Annotated in this window: 12 protein-coding genes and 1 pseudogene; 5 read left to right on the top strand and 8 right to left on the bottom strand. The window is 40.6% G+C overall.

The genetic code is table 11. From position 1 onward, the window contains the following. The first annotated feature begins 7 nt into the window (after nt 1-7). From UXI14_RS00390 to UXI14_RS00380, 3 genes are all read left to right on the top strand, one after another. Entirely contained in the window at nt 8-1,444 is a 1,437-nt protein-coding gene (locus UXI14_RS00390) for a SusD/RagB family nutrient-binding outer membrane lipoprotein (protein ID WP_335964295.1), read from the top strand. Between the two features lie 17 nt (nt 1,445-1,461). Next, nucleotides 1,462-3,060: a calcineurin-like phosphoesterase family protein gene (locus UXI14_RS00385; protein WP_335964294.1), complete on the top strand. Its 1,599-nt coding sequence runs from the start codon at nt 1,462-1,464 to the stop codon at nt 3,058-3,060. Between the two features lie 153 nt (nt 3,061-3,213). Next, nucleotides 3,214-3,774, top strand: a complete 561-nt coding sequence (locus UXI14_RS00380; protein WP_335964293.1) for an RNA polymerase sigma-70 factor — start codon at nt 3,214-3,216, stop codon at nt 3,772-3,774. A 126-nt stretch (nt 3,775-3,900) separates the two neighbouring features. Here UXI14_RS00380 and UXI14_RS00375 read toward each other — a convergent pair whose 3' ends face one another. The 8 genes from UXI14_RS00375 to UXI14_RS00340 all read right to left on the bottom strand — a co-directional run bounded on the left by UXI14_RS00375 (nt 3,901) and on the right by UXI14_RS00340 (nt 14,863). Continuing rightward, the gene (locus UXI14_RS00375; protein ID WP_335964292.1) at nt 3,901-5,130 is read right to left on the bottom strand and encodes an efflux RND transporter periplasmic adaptor subunit; all 1,230 of its coding nucleotides are present in this window, start codon (nt 5,128-5,130) and stop codon (nt 3,901-3,903) included. A gap of 32 nt (nt 5,131-5,162) precedes the next feature. After that, a complete protein-coding gene (locus UXI14_RS00370) occupies nt 5,163-5,636 on the bottom strand; it encodes a DUF305 domain-containing protein (protein ID WP_335964291.1) in 474 nt (157 codons plus the stop codon). Nucleotides 5,637-5,669: 33 nt separating this feature from the next. Then, nucleotides 5,670-8,192, bottom strand: a complete 2,523-nt coding sequence (locus UXI14_RS00365) for a heavy metal translocating P-type ATPase (protein ID WP_335964290.1) — start codon at nt 8,190-8,192, stop codon at nt 5,670-5,672. 67 nt (nt 8,193-8,259) lie between these two features. Continuing rightward, a complete protein-coding gene (locus tag UXI14_RS00360; RefSeq protein ID WP_335964289.1) occupies nt 8,260-8,811 on the bottom strand; it encodes a helix-turn-helix domain-containing protein in 552 nt (183 codons plus the stop codon). Between the two features lie 10 nt (nt 8,812-8,821). Beyond that, nucleotides 8,822-9,340 (bottom strand): DUF3347 domain-containing protein, encoded by a 519-nt coding sequence (locus UXI14_RS00355; protein WP_335964288.1) that lies wholly within the window; start codon nt 9,338-9,340, stop codon nt 8,822-8,824. A 22-nt stretch (nt 9,341-9,362) separates the two neighbouring features. Next, nucleotides 9,363-10,583 (bottom strand): TolC family protein, encoded by a 1,221-nt coding sequence (locus UXI14_RS00350; protein ID WP_335964287.1) that lies wholly within the window; start codon nt 10,581-10,583, stop codon nt 9,363-9,365. 38 nt (nt 10,584-10,621) lie between these two features. Next, entirely contained in the window at nt 10,622-14,329 is a 3,708-nt protein-coding gene (locus UXI14_RS00345) for an efflux RND transporter permease subunit (RefSeq protein WP_335964286.1), read from the bottom strand. 117 nt (nt 14,330-14,446) lie between these two features. After that, nucleotides 14,447-14,863, bottom strand: a complete 417-nt coding sequence (locus tag UXI14_RS00340; protein WP_335964285.1) for a hypothetical protein — start codon at nt 14,861-14,863, stop codon at nt 14,447-14,449. A gap of 160 nt (nt 14,864-15,023) precedes the next feature. Between UXI14_RS00340 and UXI14_RS00335 the strand changes: the two genes are divergently transcribed. Both UXI14_RS00335 and UXI14_RS00330 read left to right on the top strand, forming a co-directional pair. Next, on the top strand, nt 15,024-15,332 hold the full coding sequence (locus UXI14_RS00335; protein WP_277899015.1) for a DUF6660 family protein: 309 nt from the start codon (nt 15,024-15,026) through the stop codon (nt 15,330-15,332). Between the two features lie 77 nt (nt 15,333-15,409). Beyond that, a pseudogene (locus UXI14_RS00330) lies at nt 15,410-19,794 on the top strand (CusA/CzcA family heavy metal efflux RND transporter). Nucleotides 19,795-19,810 lie beyond the last annotated feature (16 nt).

Here is a 19,810-nt window from a genome sequence, read left to right as displayed (position 1 = left end):
TAATAAAATGATGAAAATTAGATCAATTATATTAATAACCTTTCTAGTTGTAGTTACAGCTTGTACGGGAGATTTTGAAGAAATCAACACCCATCCCAATCAATTGGAGCAAATAACGGCCGCAAGTCCGTTGAACCCAACAATATATGCCTTGGCAAACGAAAACGCACACGAAGCACGGGATAAAACCTTTGGCTTGATGCAGGTGTTTTATGGAGCAGACCAAACTACAGACCAACCGTTTCTGTACGATTTACGTCAAGATGTGGGAGCGGGCTTCTGGAACGAATATTACCGATGGCTCCCCAATATCATGGAAATGGAACAGGCTGCCATTGCCGAAGAAAAGGTAAACTACCAAGCCATTGCGCTAACATTAAAGGCCTATGCGTTTTCCATGCTTACCGATGTTTTTGGAAATGTACCAATGGTTGAAGCTTTAAAAGGCGAAGAAGATGTTTTCTTTCCGGAATATACCTCGCAGGAAGAAATTTATAAAATCATTTTAGAAGATCTGGAAAAGGCAAACAATCTTTACGATGCTTCCGTGGGAATGGTCTATACCGAGGACATTCTCTTTTTCAACGATGTCTCCAAATGGCAAAAGTTTACCAATTCCCTTCATTTAAGGTTATTGTTAAGAGTATCTAACAGGGCGGAAATGAATTCGTTCCAGAAAATGACGAGCATTATCAATAACCCATCTAAATATCCTATATTTACTTCAAATGAAGATGCGGCAGTATTGCAGGTAACAGGAGTTGCACCCAATCTTTCCCCTTGGGACAGGGCTTCAGATTTTAATGTGTTTAGGTATTATTGCGAGTTTTTTATGAACAACCTAAATAATTTTAACGACCCCAGACGACAAATTTATGCAACTGTGGCAAGAGGCCTGAACGATGAAGATTACGCGTACATAGGCCAACCAATAGATCAACGAAACAACCCGTTGCCAGATAGTATAGCAACACCATCGGGCGTAAGCAACAAACAAGTAGTCGCACCAATGATTATACCAATGCTTACCTATGGCGAAGTAGAATTTATAAAGGCAGAACTGGCACAGCGCGGTTATTTAAACAATGCCGAACTGCATTACCAAAACGGGACCAAGGCCGCTATTGAATTATGGGGGGCAGAAGTACCAGAAGACTATTTTGAGAACGAATTTACAGCATACAATGGAACTTTAGAGCGTATTATGCTTCAAAAATACTACGCCCTATATTTTACCGATTATCAATCGTGGTTTGAATATAGAAGGACTGGTTTCCCGGTATTGCCCAAATCTCCCGATATGCTTAATAATGGAGAAATGCCAACACGTTTTTACTATCCAATATCGGCCGGGACAATGAACAGCGAAAATTACCAAAAGGCTGTAGAAGCCATGGGAGGCGATGAAATCAATATAAAAGTTTGGTGGGACACAGAAAATTAACCTAAAAGAATATAAACATGCAAAACAAAACATTATGTACGCTCGGCTGTATGCTTTTCCTGGCCGGATATTCCTTTGCCCAGGATACCGTAAAAGGCTATGTATACAACGATACCAACAAGAACGGAAAAAAAGACCGTAAAGAAAAAGGCCTCGAAGGAGTTTCCGTAACCAATGGGGTAGAAGTAGTGGTAACCAATGGTAACGGTAAATACGAGCTTCCTATAAGCAACGATGCCATTATTTCGGTAATAAAACCATCGGGATATGCAATCAATACAAATAAAGACAACCTATCGCAGTTCTTTTACATTCATAAACCCAACGGTTCCCCAAAATTTAAGTTCGAGGGCGTGTCCCCAACGGGAAAATTGCCCAGATCGGTAGATTTTGGTTTAATGCCCTCTGAAGAAAACAAAGCGTTTACCTCGCTTATATTTGGAGACCCGCAACCATATACGCTCGAAGAAGTAGATTTCTTTGCACGTGGTATTGTAGACGAATTAAAAGGTGTTAAAGATGTAGCATTTGGTTTGAGCATGGGCGATCTGGTAGGGAACGACCTCTCGCTTTTCAACCCATACATTAAGGCCGTGAAAGATGTAGGCGTTCCATGGTACAACCTTCTGGGCAACCACGACCTTAATTTCGATGCCGAAGAAGACCATCTGGCAGACGAAACTTATGAGGCGCATTTTGGCCCCGCTAATTATGCATTTAACTATGGGAAGGTTCACTTTATAGTCCTGGACGATGTTTTGTATCCCGATCCGCGTGACGGGAAAAGTTACTGGGGCGGTTTTCGTGACGATCAACTTCAATTTGTTGAAAACGACCTAAAGTTCGTGCCTAAAGACCATTTAATAGTATTGGCATTCCATATCCCGCTTAGCGAACCCGAAGGCGATCCCTTTAAGGACGACAGCCGCGAGCGTTTGTTCGATCTTTTAAAAAAATATCCAAACACCCTGTCGCTGTCGGCGCACACCCATATACAGCGACAGGATTTTCTGGGGAAAGAGCAGGGGTGGAAGCAGGATAAACCACACCATCATTACAATGTGGGGACAACCTCGGGCGATTGGTATTCTGGAAAGTTAAACAAACAGGGCATCCCTATTTCCGTAATGCGCGATGGAACTCCAAAAGGCTACGCATACATACATTTCAACGGAAACCAATACAACGTAAAGTACAAAGTGGCCGGTAAGCCCGAAGACTACCAGATGAAAATCTTTGCCCCCAAGGTTGTGGCCAAAGGAAGGAACACCAAAGCAGGTATTTATGCCAACTTTTTTATAGGAAGTGAAAACGACGAAGTAGTATATAGAATAGATAAAGGCGATTGGAAACCAATGGAATACGTTCAGGAACAGGATCCATCATATGAAGCATTGGTTTTTGAGTGGGACCTTACCGATACATTAATGCCCGGCAGGCGTTCTTCCAACCCCATAGACAGCAAACATTTGTGGAGGGGAAAAATCAATACCAAACTAGAAGTAGGAGAACACCCAATAGAAATTAAAGCTACCGATATGTACGGCAATACCTATACGGCAACCAGTTCTTACAAAATAGACACCCAACCGGATGCCCAAACGCAGACCAAGTAAGTGTTTATAATCAATTGTTTTAATTAAATTGATTTAATTCCAGCAAACCCCGGTAAAATTATCGGGGTTTTGTCTATTTCATAGCTTTCTATTTGCATTAAATTTACTTTAACTTAACCCCAATAGAAAAGACTTTTATTTATTTTGATGGCAATGAACACACATTCCAAAGAAACCATTGCCCAACTCGTAAACCGCATAAAACGCGACGATGAAAAAGCCTTTAAGCAACTCTTTAACCGGTATTGGGAGCCTCTGTTTGTCATGGCAAGGGCTATTATAGACAACGAAGCCCATGCAAAAGACCTGGTGCAGGACGTGTGGCTGGATTTTTGGGAGCGGCGCCATAAAATAGAAAACAACAATATAGAAGCTTATTTAAAACAGGCCACAAAATTTAGGGTCTTTAAAGAACTAAAAAAACTGCCGTTAACCAATGCGCACAAAGAATACTTATTGCACGTCCATGCAGAAACAGAAACCGACCACCAATTAATATTCGACCAGACCAACAACATAGTAACAAACTCCATCCAGGAACTACCCGATAGGTGCCGGGAAATATTTATACTCAGTCGGGAAGAAAACCTCACCAATGCCGAAATAGCCCACCAGCTTAACATCTCCAAACGAACAGTAGAAACACATATCTCCCACGCCCTAAAAAACCTTAGGCTACGGCTCACCTCTTTTCTTTTTAGCCTTTTGTTTTAATGTTTTCTGGGGTTAAGGTTTTTGGAACCTTGTTCGTTGGGCGTTGATTGTTGCTCATTGGTTGTTGTGACTTTATACTTTAAACCAGAATGAAACCGGGACTCTGAACTCTCAACTCTAACCAACCTATTCCCCGTTCATCATAGAGGCTTTGCCTTGTAATTGTGCGGCGGCATCTACGGTAAAAGTTCCTTGCGTTACTACTTCTTCACCATTTTGCAGGCCATTTATAACAGTATAATATTCGCCATTTTTGGAGCCTATTTCAATACGCCTCATTTCAAAAGTAGGAGTTCCGGCAGTATCTTTTACATATACAACAGAGCGTTTACCTGTCCACATAACGGCACTTGCAGGAATACTTATTTCCATATTGCTTTCTGTACCTACATTTTGTAGGGTAGCCTGTACAAACATGCCGGGCTTTAGGGCACTGTCTTGGTTTTTTAATACAGCGCGTACTTCTACGGTCCTTGTTTCGGTATTAAGTATGGGGTCTATGTAGTTAATGGTGGCATTAATTGTTTTACTGGGATATGCATTGGTGGTAATTTGTATTTTCTGACCTTTTTTTATGTTGGGGATTTGTGTTTCGTAGGCATCAAAAACAGCCCAAACCGAGTTGAGGTTAGCGGTAGTGAATATGGCTTTTCCATCCATAATGTGCGACCCTTCAGTGGCTTCCAGATTTGTTACAACTCCCGATATGTGCGAATAAATGGTAAAACGGTTTTTAACCTTTCCCGAGCTCACTATTTCGTTAATCTCCTTTTCGGGAATCATCCAGTTTTTAAATTTATTTCTCACGGCGGTATAAAGTCCGGGCTGGCTTTCCTTCATTTTATAAGCGGTAAGGAGCTCTTGCTGGGCGCTTATAAGCTCTGGCGAATACAGAACTGCAATGGCTTGCCCTTTATTAACAGTTTCCCCAACCGATTTTACGTACAGCTTTTCAATTCTTCCATTAAAATGCGCCGGTTGTGTAAAGGTTTCATCTTCATTGGGTTGAATTTTACCTGAAAGAGAAATGGTATTTGCTTTGGCCGTAATATTTCCAACAATGGTAGTTTGAATATTGGCCAGGGCCATGGCATTTTTGGTCATGCTAAACCGGTTTACATTAATAGAATCTTTATCTTGATGTCCTGCCGGGATTAGATCCATGCCACAAATGGGGCAATCGCCGGGTTCGGGCCGCATAATCTGCGGATGCATGGAGCAGGTCCACATTTGTTCGTTTTTAGAATGCAGGTGTTCTTCCTTTTTTTCAACGGCATTAGTTCCGCTAAATAAAACATAGCCCAATAATAAGCCCGCTATGGCGGCAATGATGATATAAATTGTATTTTTTTTCATGTTTTGTATATAATTAAATAGGAGGAATGTTGCTATTTGCTTTCAAGGCGTTTAATCATTGCCTTCATTTCTTCAATCTCTCTTTTTTGAGCTTTAATGATATCTTCTGCCAATTGTTTTACTTCCGGATCTTTAATGTCTGCGCGTTCACTGGTTAAAATTGCAATGGAATGGTGGGGTATCATGGCTTTCATCCATAAAATATCTCCAATAATGGGCTTCTGGGCTCTCACCAAAAATAATGCTGTTAAAAAAAGTACAACGCTCCCCAATACAATACTAATGTTCTTCCGGTTGTTTTTATACATTTTAAACATAAACAAGAGCATAATAATTGCCATTGTTGAAATTCCCAAACAGGCCATATAGAAACGCGTAAGGCTAAAATAAACATGGTCCATTGCATAACTGTTTAGGTACATGGTTATGTACATGGCTATAAACGAAAAGCCCAACATTAAAAAGAACTTTGTATAATTCCCTGTCATTTTTTTCTTTGTTTGCATATTTCTATTCTTTTTTATTGTTCATAAATATGTTTATTCAACGGCTACTGTTCTTAACCGCAATGCATTGGCAATTACAGACACCGAGCTAAAACTCATGGCCAAGGCGGCAATCATGGGCGAGAGCAGCAAGCCAAACACCGGAAACAATACGCCTGCCGCCACGGGAATGCCCAGTGTATTGTATATAAGGGCAAAAAATAGGTTTTGTTTAATGTTTTCCATCACCTTTTCACTTAAAGTGCGGGCTTTTACAATACCGTGCATATCGCCTTTTACCAAAGTTATGGCAGCACTTTCTATGGCCACATCGGTTCCGGTTCCCATGGCTATGCCCACATTACTTTTTGCCAAGGCCGGGGCATCGTTAATGCCATCTCCTGCCATGGCTACTGTTTTTCCTTTGTTTTGGAGCCTTTCTACTTCGTTAAGCTTGTCTTCCGGAAGCATTTGCGCCTTAAATCCATCAATTTCCAATTCGTTGGCAACAGCTTTGGCGGTATTTTCGTTGTCTCCGGTAAGCATGATTACTTCAATTCCCTTTTTATGTAATTGCTGAATGGCTTTTTTACTATTTTCTTTTATTTTATCTGAAATGACCACAAAAGCAACCACATTATCATCAACGGACAAATAAGAAATAGTTTTTCCCTGTGCTTGATAATCTGAAGCTTCTTTTTGAATGCTTTCTGAAAAATTAACCGATGCATTTTCAAAAAGCTTTTGGTTGCCCAGTTTAACCTTTTTACCGTTTACTGTTCCTTCAACCCCTTTTCCGGTGACGGAATTAAAATCTTTTGTACTTTCGGGTTTTATGCCTTTTTCCTTTCCGTAGTATACAGTGGCATTGGCCAAAGGATGCTCGCTGTTACTATTAATGGATACCAGGTATTTTAATGCTTCTTCTTCAGGAATATCTTTTTCTCTAACCACTACTTTTTCAACGGTGGGTTTTCCTTCGGTAAGCGTTCCTGTTTTATCAACAATAAGGGTGGTAACCTTTAACATGGTTTCCAGGGCTTCGGCATTTTTAATAAGTACGCCCGATTTAGCTCCTTTTCCCACACCTACCATAACCGACATGGGCGTGGCCAGGCCCAAGGCACACGGACATGCAATAATAAGCACGGCTATGGCATTTACCAGTGCATAAACATAGGCAGGCGAGGGCCCCCAAATGGCCCATACGATAAAAGTAACAAGGGAAATAAGCACAACAATGGGTACAAAATAAGCCGAAACCTTATCGGCCAGTTTTTGTATGGGTGCCTTGCTGCGGCTGGCACTGTTTACCATGGTAACGATTTGCGAGAGCAATGTATCGCTTCCCACTTTTTCGGCTTCCATTAAAAAGGATTGGTTGCCGTTTATGGTTCCGCTGCTTATAGTGTCGCCTTTTTGCTTTTCTACCGGAACGGGCTCTCCTGTTATCATGGATTCGTCTATGGAGCTTTCTCCTTCCGTAATTTTTCCGTCAACGGGAATTTTATCGCCCGGTTTCACACGTAGAATGTCGCCGATGTTAATTTTTTCAATGGCAATTTCTTCCTCATTTCCATCAACTACACGAATGGCTTTGTTGGGCGCCAATTTTAACAGTTCTTTTACGGCCGAGTTTGTTTTGCTGTGTGCACGGGCTTCCAACAATTGCCCGAATAGCACCAAAGTAAGGATAACGGTAGCCGATTCGAAATAAACATGCACGGTACCGCTTTCGGTTTTAAACTGATCGGGAAAAATATTGGGGAACAACATGCCAACAACACTAAAAATCCACGCAATGCCTGCACCAATGCCAATAAGGGTAAACATATTGAGGTTCCATGTTTTTATGGATTTATAGGCACGCTCAAAGAACATCCATGTGGCATAGAAAACTACCGGAATGGAAAGGCCAAATTGTATCCAGTTCCAGTATTTTAGGTCGGCTATTCCATACAGCGGATTGTTGTGCAGCATCTCGGACATGGCAATTAAAAAAATGGGAAGCGTAAAGGCCAATGCTATCCAAAATTTCTTTTTTAAGGCCCGATAATTCTTTTCTTCGGCAGAAACATCTGGGGCTTTTGGTACGAGCTCCATACCACAAATGGGGCAATCGCCGGGTTCGTCTTTTTCAACTTCCGGGTGCATTGGGCAAGTGTAAACGGTTTCTTGAGAGCTCGAAATGCTTTGTTCTTCTACTAAATCCATCCCACAAACGGGGCAATCTCCCGGCTCGTTGTATGTTTTATCGCCTTCGCAGTGCATGGGGCAATAAAACACCCCTGTACCTTGCTTTTTGCTTTTTTCTTTTGATGTTTTTTCTGAATGATTGCCACAACACGAAGCTGTATGCGCTTCTTCTTTTGGATAAAGGCTATAATGCCCACCGTCTTTCTTTAAAGCTTCTTGCAACGTCTCTATTGGTATGTGCTCGTTCATTTCAATGGTCGCCGAGGCTTCTTCAAGGTCAACGGTAACTTTAGAAACGTTTTTTACTTCACCTAAAACCTTTTCTACATGGTTTTTGCAACCTTGGCAACTCATTCCCTGTACGCTATATATATGTTTCATCTTTATCTGTTTATAAACAAAATTACCTTTTCATTGCGTTGGCGCTTTTTGGAATTATGGGCAATTTTTATAGTATTTGGTCCAAAGGTTTCCTATTCCAGTTTTTTAGGTCTTTGTACGTACTCATCGACATTCCTGTAATAGCTTTGAATTGTTGGGCTAAGTGACTGCTGTTTTTGTAGTTGAGCTGATAAGCAATTTCTAAGAAATTTAACCTTCCGAGTTGAATGAGCTCTTTTACTTTTTCAATTTTTAAGTTGATAAAATACTTTTCGATGGTAATGCCTTGGTGTTTGCTGAATACCTTGCTCAGTACCGAATAATCCTTGTGGAGTTTGTTTGATAAAAAGGAAGATAAAGCTACATTTTTTGGCTCGTTTGCCAGCTGAAGCAGTTGAGCCTTGATGTTTTCAACAAGTAGGTCGGTATTGTCCTTCACCATTTCAAAACCATTTTCGATAATAATATTTTCAATGGTTCGCATGTCGGCTGCTTGGGCAGCTTGAATATCAATTTCGCCCAGTTCAATTGCGTTAATACTCATGCCCGATGCTTCCAGTTCCTGTTTTAGAATTGTTTTACAACGTTCACAGACCATATTTTTAACCAGTATCTTCATCTTCCTTTTTTTATTTTAGAAAGGATTGCTTTAAAACTTCCTTTACCGAGCCACAGGTATCCATTTTACCTTCAAAATAAGGATTTTCAATAGTTTCTGAAGTAGAAAACCAATAACCTCCTTCGTTGTTTAAGGCCATGGGGCAGAACTGCTTGTACAAAGCCCCTTCAGAAATATTGGATTCAAAAATAGGTTGAATGGCCTCTGTAAGTTTGGAGAATGAAACTTTTTGTTTTTCAATGTCGTCTTCGGTAGCAATTTCTTTGCTAAGGTTGGAGACGTCCATATAGTTGTTGCTAATGGTTTCCGATAGCTTTTTACCCCCAATTTTGGCGGCGTCTACATTGCCTTTGGTAAGGGCTGTTTTTATTTCCTGGTAATGCAAAAATGCTTTTTCCGTAAGGTCGTTTTTAAACGCCAGTGCTTTCCCGTTTGCCGAACTTTCATTGTTCTGGTTTTTACAGCCTAAAGCAATAAACCCAATAAGGGCAATGACGATAATCGATAATTTAAAACTTGCTTTTTTCATGATATTATAAATTTAAGAGTTATTATTTATTTGTAAGGTAATTAATGGTTGCACTTTGTACGTAATAGTTTTTTTCGGCTTCTATTTTATTGAGCTGAAAAGTTAATTGAAGCTCCAAAATATCGAGCAGGTCGTTAAAGTTCATGGTTTCGGTTTCGTAGTTTTTTATCAATATTTCTTCTGCATTTTTTGCCTGATTTAAGTTTTTTATTTGTGTTTCATGGCTAATTCTGGCCGCTTTTCTCTTTTTGAGGGCAATTTCCAAATACGATTCAAGCTCGTTGGTTTTGGTATTTTTTTCTGCTAACAACTGTTCTTGCTGTAATTTATTTTGAATGGTTTTTGAACGGATACTTTTATTGAAAATAGGAATGGATACCGACACCATGGGCATTACAATATCCTTACCGTTGTCGGGCATGTCCATATCGGTTCTTTCGGCAACGTTGATATAATCCAGACCAACCCCCAGATTTGGTCCGCTACTTTTTTGGTTCAACAATTCGGCTTCTGTTACAGATGCGTACATGGCATCATATTTTAATAATTCCGGATGCACATAGAGGCTGTCAATATTAATTTCTTCCGCTTCCGTTGGGATAAGCAACTTCTCAACAATGGTTATTTGATAGTCTTTGGGCTGGTTTAATAGCGAATTAAAACGGCTTTGTTCGCCCAAAAAGTCCTGTTCAAATATTTTTTCCTGTTCTTCCAGCTCGTTTTCGCGTATTTGTAGTTGCAATACTTTTACAGCCGATGTTTTTCCAACTTCAACCCCCGTTAAGGCAATTTGTTCATAATGTTTTAACAGTTCTATTTGCTCTTGTAAAACGGTTTGCTTGGCCTCCAAGGCGTACAAATTGTAATACGATTGCGCAACGGAAAGACTTAATTTACATTTGGCCACGGCAATATCGGCATAAACCGATTCGGCGAGCGAATTTGCATAATTTTCCCTGGCCGTAATGATTCCAAACCAAGGCAACATTTGTTTGGCAGAGAGTTTAAACCGCTGCGGTCCTGTTCGGGTTTCGGGTTCGCTTACAAAATAGCCCGCGCCAAATTCGGTATTGGACAACGTAGCCGATTCATTGGTTTTTTCTTCGGCAATGTTGTATTTAAGATTATAAGCCTTTATTTGCGGGTTATTGTTAAGCGCTGTATCGATATAATCGTTTAGGGTTTGCGCATTCACTAGAAACCCGACCATGATTAAAATAAAACTTGTTATTAAATTTTTCATTTGTTTTCTAATTACTTGTACCTACAAGATTTTTATAATCAATTAACTCCTTCCCTTTGGGGGGTTTTAGCTTCTTTTGTCCATGCATACAGCACCGGAACCACAAAAAGGGTAATCAAGGCAATGAGCATTCCGCCAAAACTGGGAATGGCCATCGGGATCATAATATCGCTTCCGCGCCCGGACGATGTTAAAACCGGAAGCAATGCCAATAATGTGGTTGCCGTGGTCATTAGGCACGGGCGGATACGTTTGGTACCTGCTTCTACTACCGATGCTCTAATGTCTTTAATATTTTCGGGGGTATTTTTCTCGAATGTTTGCTTTAAATAGGTGGCCATGACCACGCCATCGTCGGTAGCGATACCAAACAAGGCTATAAACCCGACCCAAACGGCAACGCTCAGGTTAATGGTATGCATTTGAAAAAGTTCCCGAATGTTTTTCCCGAAGAAGCCAAAGTTCATAAACCAATCTTGACCGTAAAGCCATATCAATATAAAACCTCCTGCAAAAGCTACCGCAATGCCCGAGAACACAATAAAAGAAGTGCTTACGGAACGGAATTGAAAATAGAGAATAAGGAAAATGATAAGCAACGCCAACGGAACGACAAACGACAAGGTTTTTTCGGCACGGATTTGGTTTTCGTATGTTCCCGTAAACTCGTAACTAATACCTTGCGGAATTTTAAGGTCGCCCGACGCTATATGCTGTTTAATTGCTTTTTGGGCACTTTCAACAACATTTACTTCGGCAAAACCATCCAATTTATCAAATAAAACATAACCTACTAAAAAAGTATCTTCGCTTTTAATTACTTGTGGCCCTTTTTCGTAGCGTATAGTGGCCAGCTCTTTAAGCGGAACGGGGTTTCCGTTTTCAATGGGGACGTAAATATTTTCGAATGTTGACGGCCCGTCGCGTAGTTCCCGTGGGTAACGCACCCGAATGTTGTAGCGCTCGCGGCCTTCAATAGTTTTAGTAAGCACTTTTCCACCAATGGCAACCTGAAGGATTTCCTGTACATCTTCAATGGAAATTCCGTATTGCGCAAGTCGATTTCGGTCAATGTTGATCAGCAAATACGGTTTCCCGATAATCCGGTCGGCAAAAACGGCTTCCTGTTTTACACCTTCTGTACTTTTAAGGATGTTTTCCAACTCCAACCCAAAGTGTTCAATGGTTTTTAGGTCGTTTCCTTTTACCTTAATGCCCATGGGCGCACGCATTCCCGTTTGAAGCATGACCAGCCGTGTTTCAATGGGCTGTAGTTTTGGTGCAGAAGTTACGCCGGGAATTTTGGTGGCATTGACAATTTCGTCCCAAATATCGTTGGACGATTGTATGTTTGGACGCCAATTACGGAAGTATTCCCCATCTTCATCAGGAATTAATTCTTCTGAAGAAATTTTTTGTAATTGCCCGTTTGTTTTTCCATCGGCAATCGTTTTTCCGTTTTTTAGAACAAACAGTTCATCTTCATTCACCTTAAAACGTTGGCGTTTACCATCTTTATCCTCTATATATTCCGGTTTGTACTGAATAATGTTTTCATACATGGAAAGCGGGGCAGGGTCGAGCGCCGAATTGGTCCTTCCAGCTTTCCCCACCACCATTTCAATTTCTGGTATATGGGCTACCGCCATGTCAAGTTGCTGTAAAACTTTTTTGTTTTCTTCAACCCCGGCATGCGGTAGGGAAGTAGGCATGAGCAAAAAAGTACCTTCGTTAAGCGATGGCATAAACTCTTTTCCAGTATTCAGCATAATTGAAATCCCTAACACAACAATAGTCAATGGAATGGACAAAAAGGCTAATTTATTTGCCAATGCCCATTGCAAAATACGGGTATAATAACGGCTGAAAATTATAAAAATGCCTAGCAGACCAAAGCAGATAAGGGCCACAAACAAGAAATTAAAGATTAAATTTTTGTCAACTCCCAAGGGTCGCCAATATGCCGCTAATAAGGCAGTAATGGTTAATACGGTAATAATAACCATTAATTTATTTGCCAACTGTGCTGTTATTTTATTGCGCTTTTTAAAAATGTTGACAAGGGCGAATGCAATAAGTGCCAAGCCCAGCCAAAACCCGTAAATAATTGCCGTAATGCCAATGGCAATTAATAGTGTGTTGCCAATAAATGTCAATGACGATTTCCATTGTTTTTTTCTGAAAATAAAGGCTGCAAATGGTGGAATGAGGAACAATGCTACCAAAATGGAAGCGGTGAGCGCCATGGTTTTGGTAAAAGCTAATGGGCGGAATAATTTACCTTCGGCTCCAATCATGGTAAATACGGGCACAAAACTAATAATGGTCGTTAAAACCGCCGTGAGAATAGCCCCCGAAACTTCGGAAGTGGCATTGTAAACAACTGTATTTATGGGTGTTTTATCATCAGAAATATCTAAATGGCGAATAATATTTTCTGAAAGGATTACGCCTACATCTACCATTGTCCCGATGGCAATTGCAATCCCGGAGAGCGCTACAATATTGGCATCTACGTTAAAAACTTTCATTGCAATGAAAACCATGAGGACGGCAATGGGAAGTAAGCCCGAAATAAGGATGGAAGCCCTTAAATTAAAGACCATTACTACAATAACCAAGATAGTAACTAAAATTTCTAAAGTTAGCGCTTCGTCGAGCGTGTGCAATGTTTCGTTGATAAGTTGTGTACGGTCGTAAAAGGGAACGATGGTTAATTTGGATGTGCGTCCGTCCATTAATTTTTTTGAAGGCATCCCGTTGCTTATGGCAGCTATTTTGACTTTTACGTTGTTAATGACCTCCAATGGATTGGCCCCATAACGGGCCACCACAACGCCACCAACAACTTCGGCACCTTCTTTATCGAGAATGCCCCTGCGTGCTTCAGGGCCAAGGGAAACATTTGCCACATCCTTTACGCGTATGGGCGTGTAGTTTTTTGAAGCAACAACGGCGTTTTCGATATCGCTGGCTGATTTTACATACCCAAGTCCGCGCACTAAATATTCGGCTTTATTGATTTCCAATGTTTGTGCACCAATTTCGCGGTTACTGTTTTTAACGGCCTTGACTATTTGAGAAAGGTAGATATTGTATTGACGCATCAGTTCGGGGTTTACGTCCACTTGGTATTCTTGTACAAAACCACCAATGGAAGCCACCTCGGAAACCCCTCCGGCAGAAGCCAAACCGTATTTTACATAGAAATCCTGAATACTTCTCAGTTCATTCAAATCCCATCCACCGGTTACGTTTCCGTTTTCATCCCTACCTTCTAATGTATACCAGAATATTTGTCCAAGCCCTGTGGCGTCGGGACCTAAAGCTGGATTAACTCCTTCGGGGAGTAAATTGGCGGGAAGGGAATTGAGTTTTTCTAAAATCCGACTCCGGCTCCAATAGAATTCCACATCTTCTTCAAAAATGATGTAAATATTGGAAAGCCCGAACATAGAAGAGCTCCGTATGGTTTTTACGCCCGGAATACCCAAAAGGACAGAGGTGAGCGGATATGTAATTTGGTCTTCAATGTCTTGAGGCGAACGCCCGTCCCAAGCAGTGGAAACAATTTGTTGATTTTCGCCAATATCAGGAATGGCATCTACGGCCACTGGATTGTTTGGCAAAAATCCGGTATTCCAATTAAAGGGCGCATTTATAATTCCCCATCCTATAAAAAGAATGAGCAACAGTAAGGCCACTAATTTGTTTTCGATTAAAAACTTGATGCTTTTGTTGAGCATGATCTTGCATATTGAATACAGTTAAATAATAGATTGAACGTTGCTAAAACGCAACATAACCGATTCATTCCGTGTTGAAATTTCTTTCAATACAGATTGATTAAAACTGTTTCAATATCAAATAAGAAAAGTCTCGTTCTCCAAGTGTATTTCCGAGACGAGAAGTGGTGGGGCATAATCTTTAAACGGGATAACGTTTTCTTCCAAACCTTCAAAAAGATTTATAGAAGAAAAAACATACGATACCAAGATAACTTGTTGGTGGAAGGTAAGTTTATCAAAAGAAGATACTTTTAACTCCTTTTGTCCTTCAACCACCAAATGTTCATCGGTACAACAGTGGCTTTTAGTAAGCGTATTGCTGGAAGAAGCATCGTTTTGCATGTCCATACCACAGTTTTTGGCAGGTTTCAATAAAGCTACATCTACCAATTTATTTCCACAATAGTGCATATCTATGGTAAAAGACATGGTAGAAAACAGCACGACAAGTGCCATTAAACAAGTTGCTATATTTTGCAAAACGGTTTTCATTCCAAATGCAAAAATAATAAAAATTACATATATGATGTTTTTTTAGAGAATAATTAACGAGTTGAGATGTACAAATTTACTATTTCTCAAAAGACCAAAATTGAAATTAAAAACTCAAAAATGCAATGGCATTGCATGTTAATTATTGTATTTTTGTTTTGTGAAATGGATTATTTACATACTATCTTTTTATTTTTTGGCACTCAATTTTATGGTCTGTAACGACCGGGTTGAGCCAACTAACAAAACAACGCATGAAATGGTTGCTGCCGATTCCTGTGCAGACCATGCCGATGCAGATTTATGTTCTCCTTTTTGCCAATGTCACTGTTGCCATGTACATATAGTTCAAAATACTTCAGAAAAATATTACTTGTCAACAACGGAAATTTCATCAAAAATAGAATTTCATTATTTACAAGTAGACGATGATTTTCCGATAGATATTTTACAACCCCCCAGAGTATAATTCAAAATACAGATAATAGTTAAATACTTGTTCCTTGAACAGGTATATGCATGTGTTTAATTTTTTTGAATTATGTTATGATTAATAAAATCATTTTCTTTTCCATTAAGAACAAACTTATTATAGGTTTGCTCACCGTGGCTATAATTGGCATAGGGTTATGGTCCATGACAACTATTAATCTGGGGTCGGTCCCAGATATTACCAACAATCAGGTACAGGTTATTACCGTATCGCAAAACCTTGCCACAGAAGATATGGAACAGTTTATTACCTACCCGGTAGAACTGGCCATGTCCAATTTACCCGATGTCAAGGAAATCCGCTCTATTTCGCGTTTTGGTCTATCGGTGGTCACAGTTGTTTTTGAAGACAATGTGGGCACCTATTTGCCGCGCCAACTGGTACAAGAAAAACTTAACGAGGTAAGCGCAACCCTGCCCGAATCTTTTGGGAAACCTAGCATGGGCCCTATTACTACCGGTCTGGGAGAAATATATCAATATACGCTGGAGACCGAGTCCGGATATGAAAATAAATATTCGCCTACAGATTTACGTACCATTCAGGATTGGATCGTAAAACGTCAATTGGCACTTACCGAAGGCGTTATTGAGGTAAATGCCTTTGGGGGCATGTTAAACAATATGAAGTTTCCATAGATTCTGATAGGCTAAATGCCAATGGAGTAACCATTTCTGAAGTATTCGAAGCTTTGGAGCAAAATAACATCAATACAGGAGGCGCTTATATTGAAAAAAACAGGATGGCCAACTTTATTCGTGGCGATGGCTTGATAGCCTCTTTAGACGATATTAAAAATATTGTTATTAAAAACGTTAATGGTGTTCCGGTGCTTGTTAAAGACGTTGCAGAAAATGTAGCGTATGGCAAACAAGTTCGTTACGGTGCTTTTACTCAGGATGGAAAGGAAGCTGTTGGCGGCATGGTGCTCATGTTGCGAGGGTCCAACCCCAGTAAAGTAATTACGAACGTTCAGGAACGTATGAAGGAAATACAAAAATCGCTTCCCGAAGGAATCGAGATTAGACCCTTTTTGGACCGGAGCGAGCTTATTGCCCGAACGACCGATACCGTAAAGCAAAACCTCTTGGAAGGAGCATTGATTGTAATTTTTGCCCTGGTAATTTTGTTGGGAAGCTTCCGTGGCGGGCTTATTACTGCTACTACCATTCCGTTATCGCTTTTGTTCGCTTTTATTTTGATGAAGCAGTTCAACGTATGGGCAAATTTAATGAGCTTGGGCGCCATCGACTTTGGTATTATCGTGGACGGAGCTGTAATTATTATTGAAGGCACCGTTTTTCAGATTCAGCAAAAACTGAAAAAGAATAAAATGTTGATCGGTCAAAAAACAATGGACGAGCTCACTTATACCGCAGGAAGCCAAATGATGAACTCGGCTTTTTTCGGTCAGTTGATTATTTTAATTGTATTCACGCCCATACTTTTTCTTACCGGAGTTGAAGGAAAAATGTTTAAACCAATGGCATATACCTTTGGTTTTGCCATGATTGGTGCCATTGTGCTGTGTTTAACCTATGTTCCCATGATGGCTTCGCTTTTTATGAAATCTTCGCGAAACGAAAACAGCCGTTGGGCAAAAATGGAAATGGCTTTGGAAAGGTTTAGCGACCGTATTTTTGGGCGCATCCAAAAAGTGTACGAGCCAATTTTAATATGGGTGTTGAAACGCAAGACAGCTGTTGTTGGTGTAAGTCTTTTATTGATGTTGATGAGCGGGGTGCTATTTTCCCGGATGGGAGGCGAGTTTATCCCCCAACTCGATGAAGGCGATATTGCCATGCAGGCATTGGTGCGCCCTGGAAGTGCATTGAGCGAATCTGTAGATGTTTCTCAAAAGATAGAAAAAATACTTTTAGAGAATTTTCCCGAGGTAAAAACCGTGGTGGCCCGTATCGGGGTTGCCGATATTCCCACCGATCCCATGCCCATGGATATAGCCGATATGTACATTATTTTGAACAAGAACAGGGACACATGGACTTCGGCTACGTCCAAGGAAGAACTTATCGAGAAAATGAAAGAAAAACTCTCGGTTCTGGTTGGGGTGAACCTTATTTTTAGCCAACCGGTGGAATTGAGGTTTAACGAACTGGTAACCGGGGTACGCGAAGACATAGCCGTTAAATTGTATGGTGAAGATTTACAGGTGCTTTCTGAAAAAGCCGAAAAAATGGAGGCACTTATAAAAACAATTCCCGGCGTTGGAGATGCAAGTGCCGAACGTATTTCGGGACTGCCACAAATAACCGTACAATACGACAGGAAAAAAATTGCGCAATATGGCTTAAGCATTGAAAAGGTAAACAATTATATAAGCACTGCTTTTGCCGGAGGCGTGGCCGGGAAAGTTTTTGAGGGTGAAAAACGGTTCGATTTGGTGGTCCGTTTGGCCGAAAAACAAAAGCAGGGAATTAAAGACATAGAAAACCTATACATCGATTTACCCAACGGAACACAAATCCACCTTGACGAAGTTGCCAATATAAGTTACCTGCCCGGGCCGATGCAGATTTCCCGGGAAAATACTTTTAGGCGTACCTATGTGGGCGTAAACGTTCGTGGCAGGGATGTAGAGTCGGTTGTAAAGGATATTCAGGAAAAACTGGAAAACGAACTCGATTTATCGCCCGGCTATTACGTAACATACGGCGGGGAGTTTGAAAATCTTCAAAGTGCCAAAAACAGGTTATTGATTGTTGTGCCCATTGCACTAACGCTCATTTTTATTTTGCTGTATTTTGCACTTCAATCGTTTAGCCAAACCTTAATGATTTATGCCGCTATTCCTTTGGCTGCCATTGGTGGGGTCTGGGCTTTGTGGTTGCGTGGAATGCCCTTTAGCATTTCTGCCGGAGTAGGGTTTATTGTGTTGTTTGGCGTGGCGGTACTAAACGGACTGGTGTTAATCAACCGTTTTAACGATTTAAAAGCCGAAGGTGAAGATAACATACTCAATATTATAAAAAGAGGCACCAAAGAACGTATCCGGCCTATTTTCCTTACGGCAACCACCGATATTTTTGGTTTTTTGCCAATGACCTTTTCGGTATCGGCTGGGGCAGAAGTGCAACGCCCGTTGGCCACTGTAGTTATTGGCGGGATGATTTCTGCAACCATACTAACGCTTTTTGTTTTACCGGGGCTTTACATGCTTATGGAAGAAAAATCGCTAAAAAATATGTGGAAAAGGAATAAATTAATAAAACCAGCACTGTTCGTGGTTTTATTGGCTGTGGTTTCTGTAGGAAATGCTCAAGAATTACAATCGTTGCCAACAATCAGCATGGAAAAAGCACAGACAATGGCCATTGAAAATTACCCGCAATTAAAGGCTGCCGAATTGCAAGTAAAAAGCGAACAGGTAATGAAAAAAAGTGCTTTCGATTTTGGCGACACGCAGGTATTTACGGGCAAGGAAGAAGTCGGTAACAATTCTGATGGAGTTTTCAATAAGGTCGGGATACAGCAGAGCAATATAGACCTATTAGGGATTCCTTCAAAAATGAAACTGCAAAAAGAGAAGGTGCAATTGGCAGAGGCCCAACTTGAGCTCAACAAAGCCCAAATAGAGCGCGAAGCAAGTCTGGCTTGGGCAGATGTGTTGGTTAAAAAGCAAATATTGAGGGTATACAAAGGCCTTGATTCTGTATTCTCTAACATTCAAAATGCAGCCAAGTTACGCTATGAAGTAGAGGCGACCTCAAAATTGGAATTTTTAGCTACTTCCAACCAGTCCAATCAGGTACAATTGGAGTTGAAAAAAGCATATAGGGATTATGTTATTTCGCTTAAACGATTAAATATGTGGTTGGTAAGCGATACGCTGTATACAGTTCCAGACGACGTTCCCGAGTCGCTTAGCATACCATTGCCAAACATGCAGATTTCGTTGGATGCGCATCCCGTAATGGAAGCATCGACCAAGGAAGTAGCAGTTGCATCGGCACAAAAAGGAGTACAGACTTCCGTTTTTCTGCCAAAATTGCAAGGCCAATACACTTGGCAGGAAATTCAGGGAAACTCGGGATTCTATCAATTTCAGGTAGGGTTACAAGTTCCTTTGCTTTCGGGGGCAGTGTACGGGAAAAGGCAACAGGCCGCAATTCAAGAAGATATTGCCCGCCAAAAACTCCTTCAAAATAAATTGGAACTCACTACCCAATACCAAAGTGTGCTACAAGAATACCTAAAATGGCAGGAAACCTGGTTTTATTATAAAGATACCGCATTGCCCTTGGCCAAGGAACAACAAAAGGGAAGCATTGTTTCGTATAGGGAAGGTGCTGCCGATTATGTAAGTTTTCTTCAGAATATACGCGATGCCATTAAAATTGAAGTGGATTCTTGGAACGTTTTTGGAAATTACCTTTCAAGTAAAAGTCAATTGGAGTACTATTTAAAAGATTCAGAATAAAAATAAAGATAAACAG

Origin of the sequence: Galbibacter sp. PAP.153 (genome assembly GCF_037029175.1) — a bacterium.
Taxonomy (GTDB): domain Bacteria; phylum Bacteroidota; class Bacteroidia; order Flavobacteriales; family Flavobacteriaceae; genus Galbibacter; species Galbibacter pacificus.
Note: the sequence above shows the minus strand (reverse complement) of the source record. Positions and strands in the feature narration are given on the sequence as shown.

Coding starts and splice junctions, on each gene's coding strand:
- UXI14_RS00390 (WP_335964295.1), top strand. CDS start 8: ATGATGAAAATTAGATCAATTATATTAATAACCTTTCTAGTTGTAGTT.
- UXI14_RS00385 (WP_335964294.1), top strand. CDS start 1,462: ATGCAAAACAAAACATTATGTACGCTCGGCTGTATGCTTTTCCTGGCC.
- UXI14_RS00380 (WP_335964293.1), top strand. CDS start 3,214: ATGAACACACATTCCAAAGAAACCATTGCCCAACTCGTAAACCGCATA.
- UXI14_RS00375 (WP_335964292.1), bottom strand. CDS start 5,130: ATGAAAAAAAATACAATTTATATCATCATTGCCGCCATAGCGGGCTTA.
- UXI14_RS00370 (WP_335964291.1), bottom strand. CDS start 5,636: ATGCAAACAAAGAAAAAAATGACAGGGAATTATACAAAGTTCTTTTTA.
- UXI14_RS00365 (WP_335964290.1), bottom strand. CDS start 8,192: ATGAAACATATATATAGCGTACAGGGAATGAGTTGCCAAGGTTGCAAA.
- UXI14_RS00360 (WP_335964289.1), bottom strand. CDS start 8,811: ATGAAGATACTGGTTAAAAATATGGTCTGTGAACGTTGTAAAACAATT.
- UXI14_RS00355 (WP_335964288.1), bottom strand. CDS start 9,340: ATGAAAAAAGCAAGTTTTAAATTATCGATTATCGTCATTGCCCTTATT.
- UXI14_RS00350 (WP_335964287.1), bottom strand. CDS start 10,583: ATGAAAAATTTAATAACAAGTTTTATTTTAATCATGGTCGGGTTTCTA.
- UXI14_RS00345 (WP_335964286.1), bottom strand. CDS start 14,329: ATGCTCAACAAAAGCATCAAGTTTTTAATCGAAAACAAATTAGTGGCC.
- UXI14_RS00340 (WP_335964285.1), bottom strand. CDS start 14,863: ATGAAAACCGTTTTGCAAAATATAGCAACTTGTTTAATGGCACTTGTC.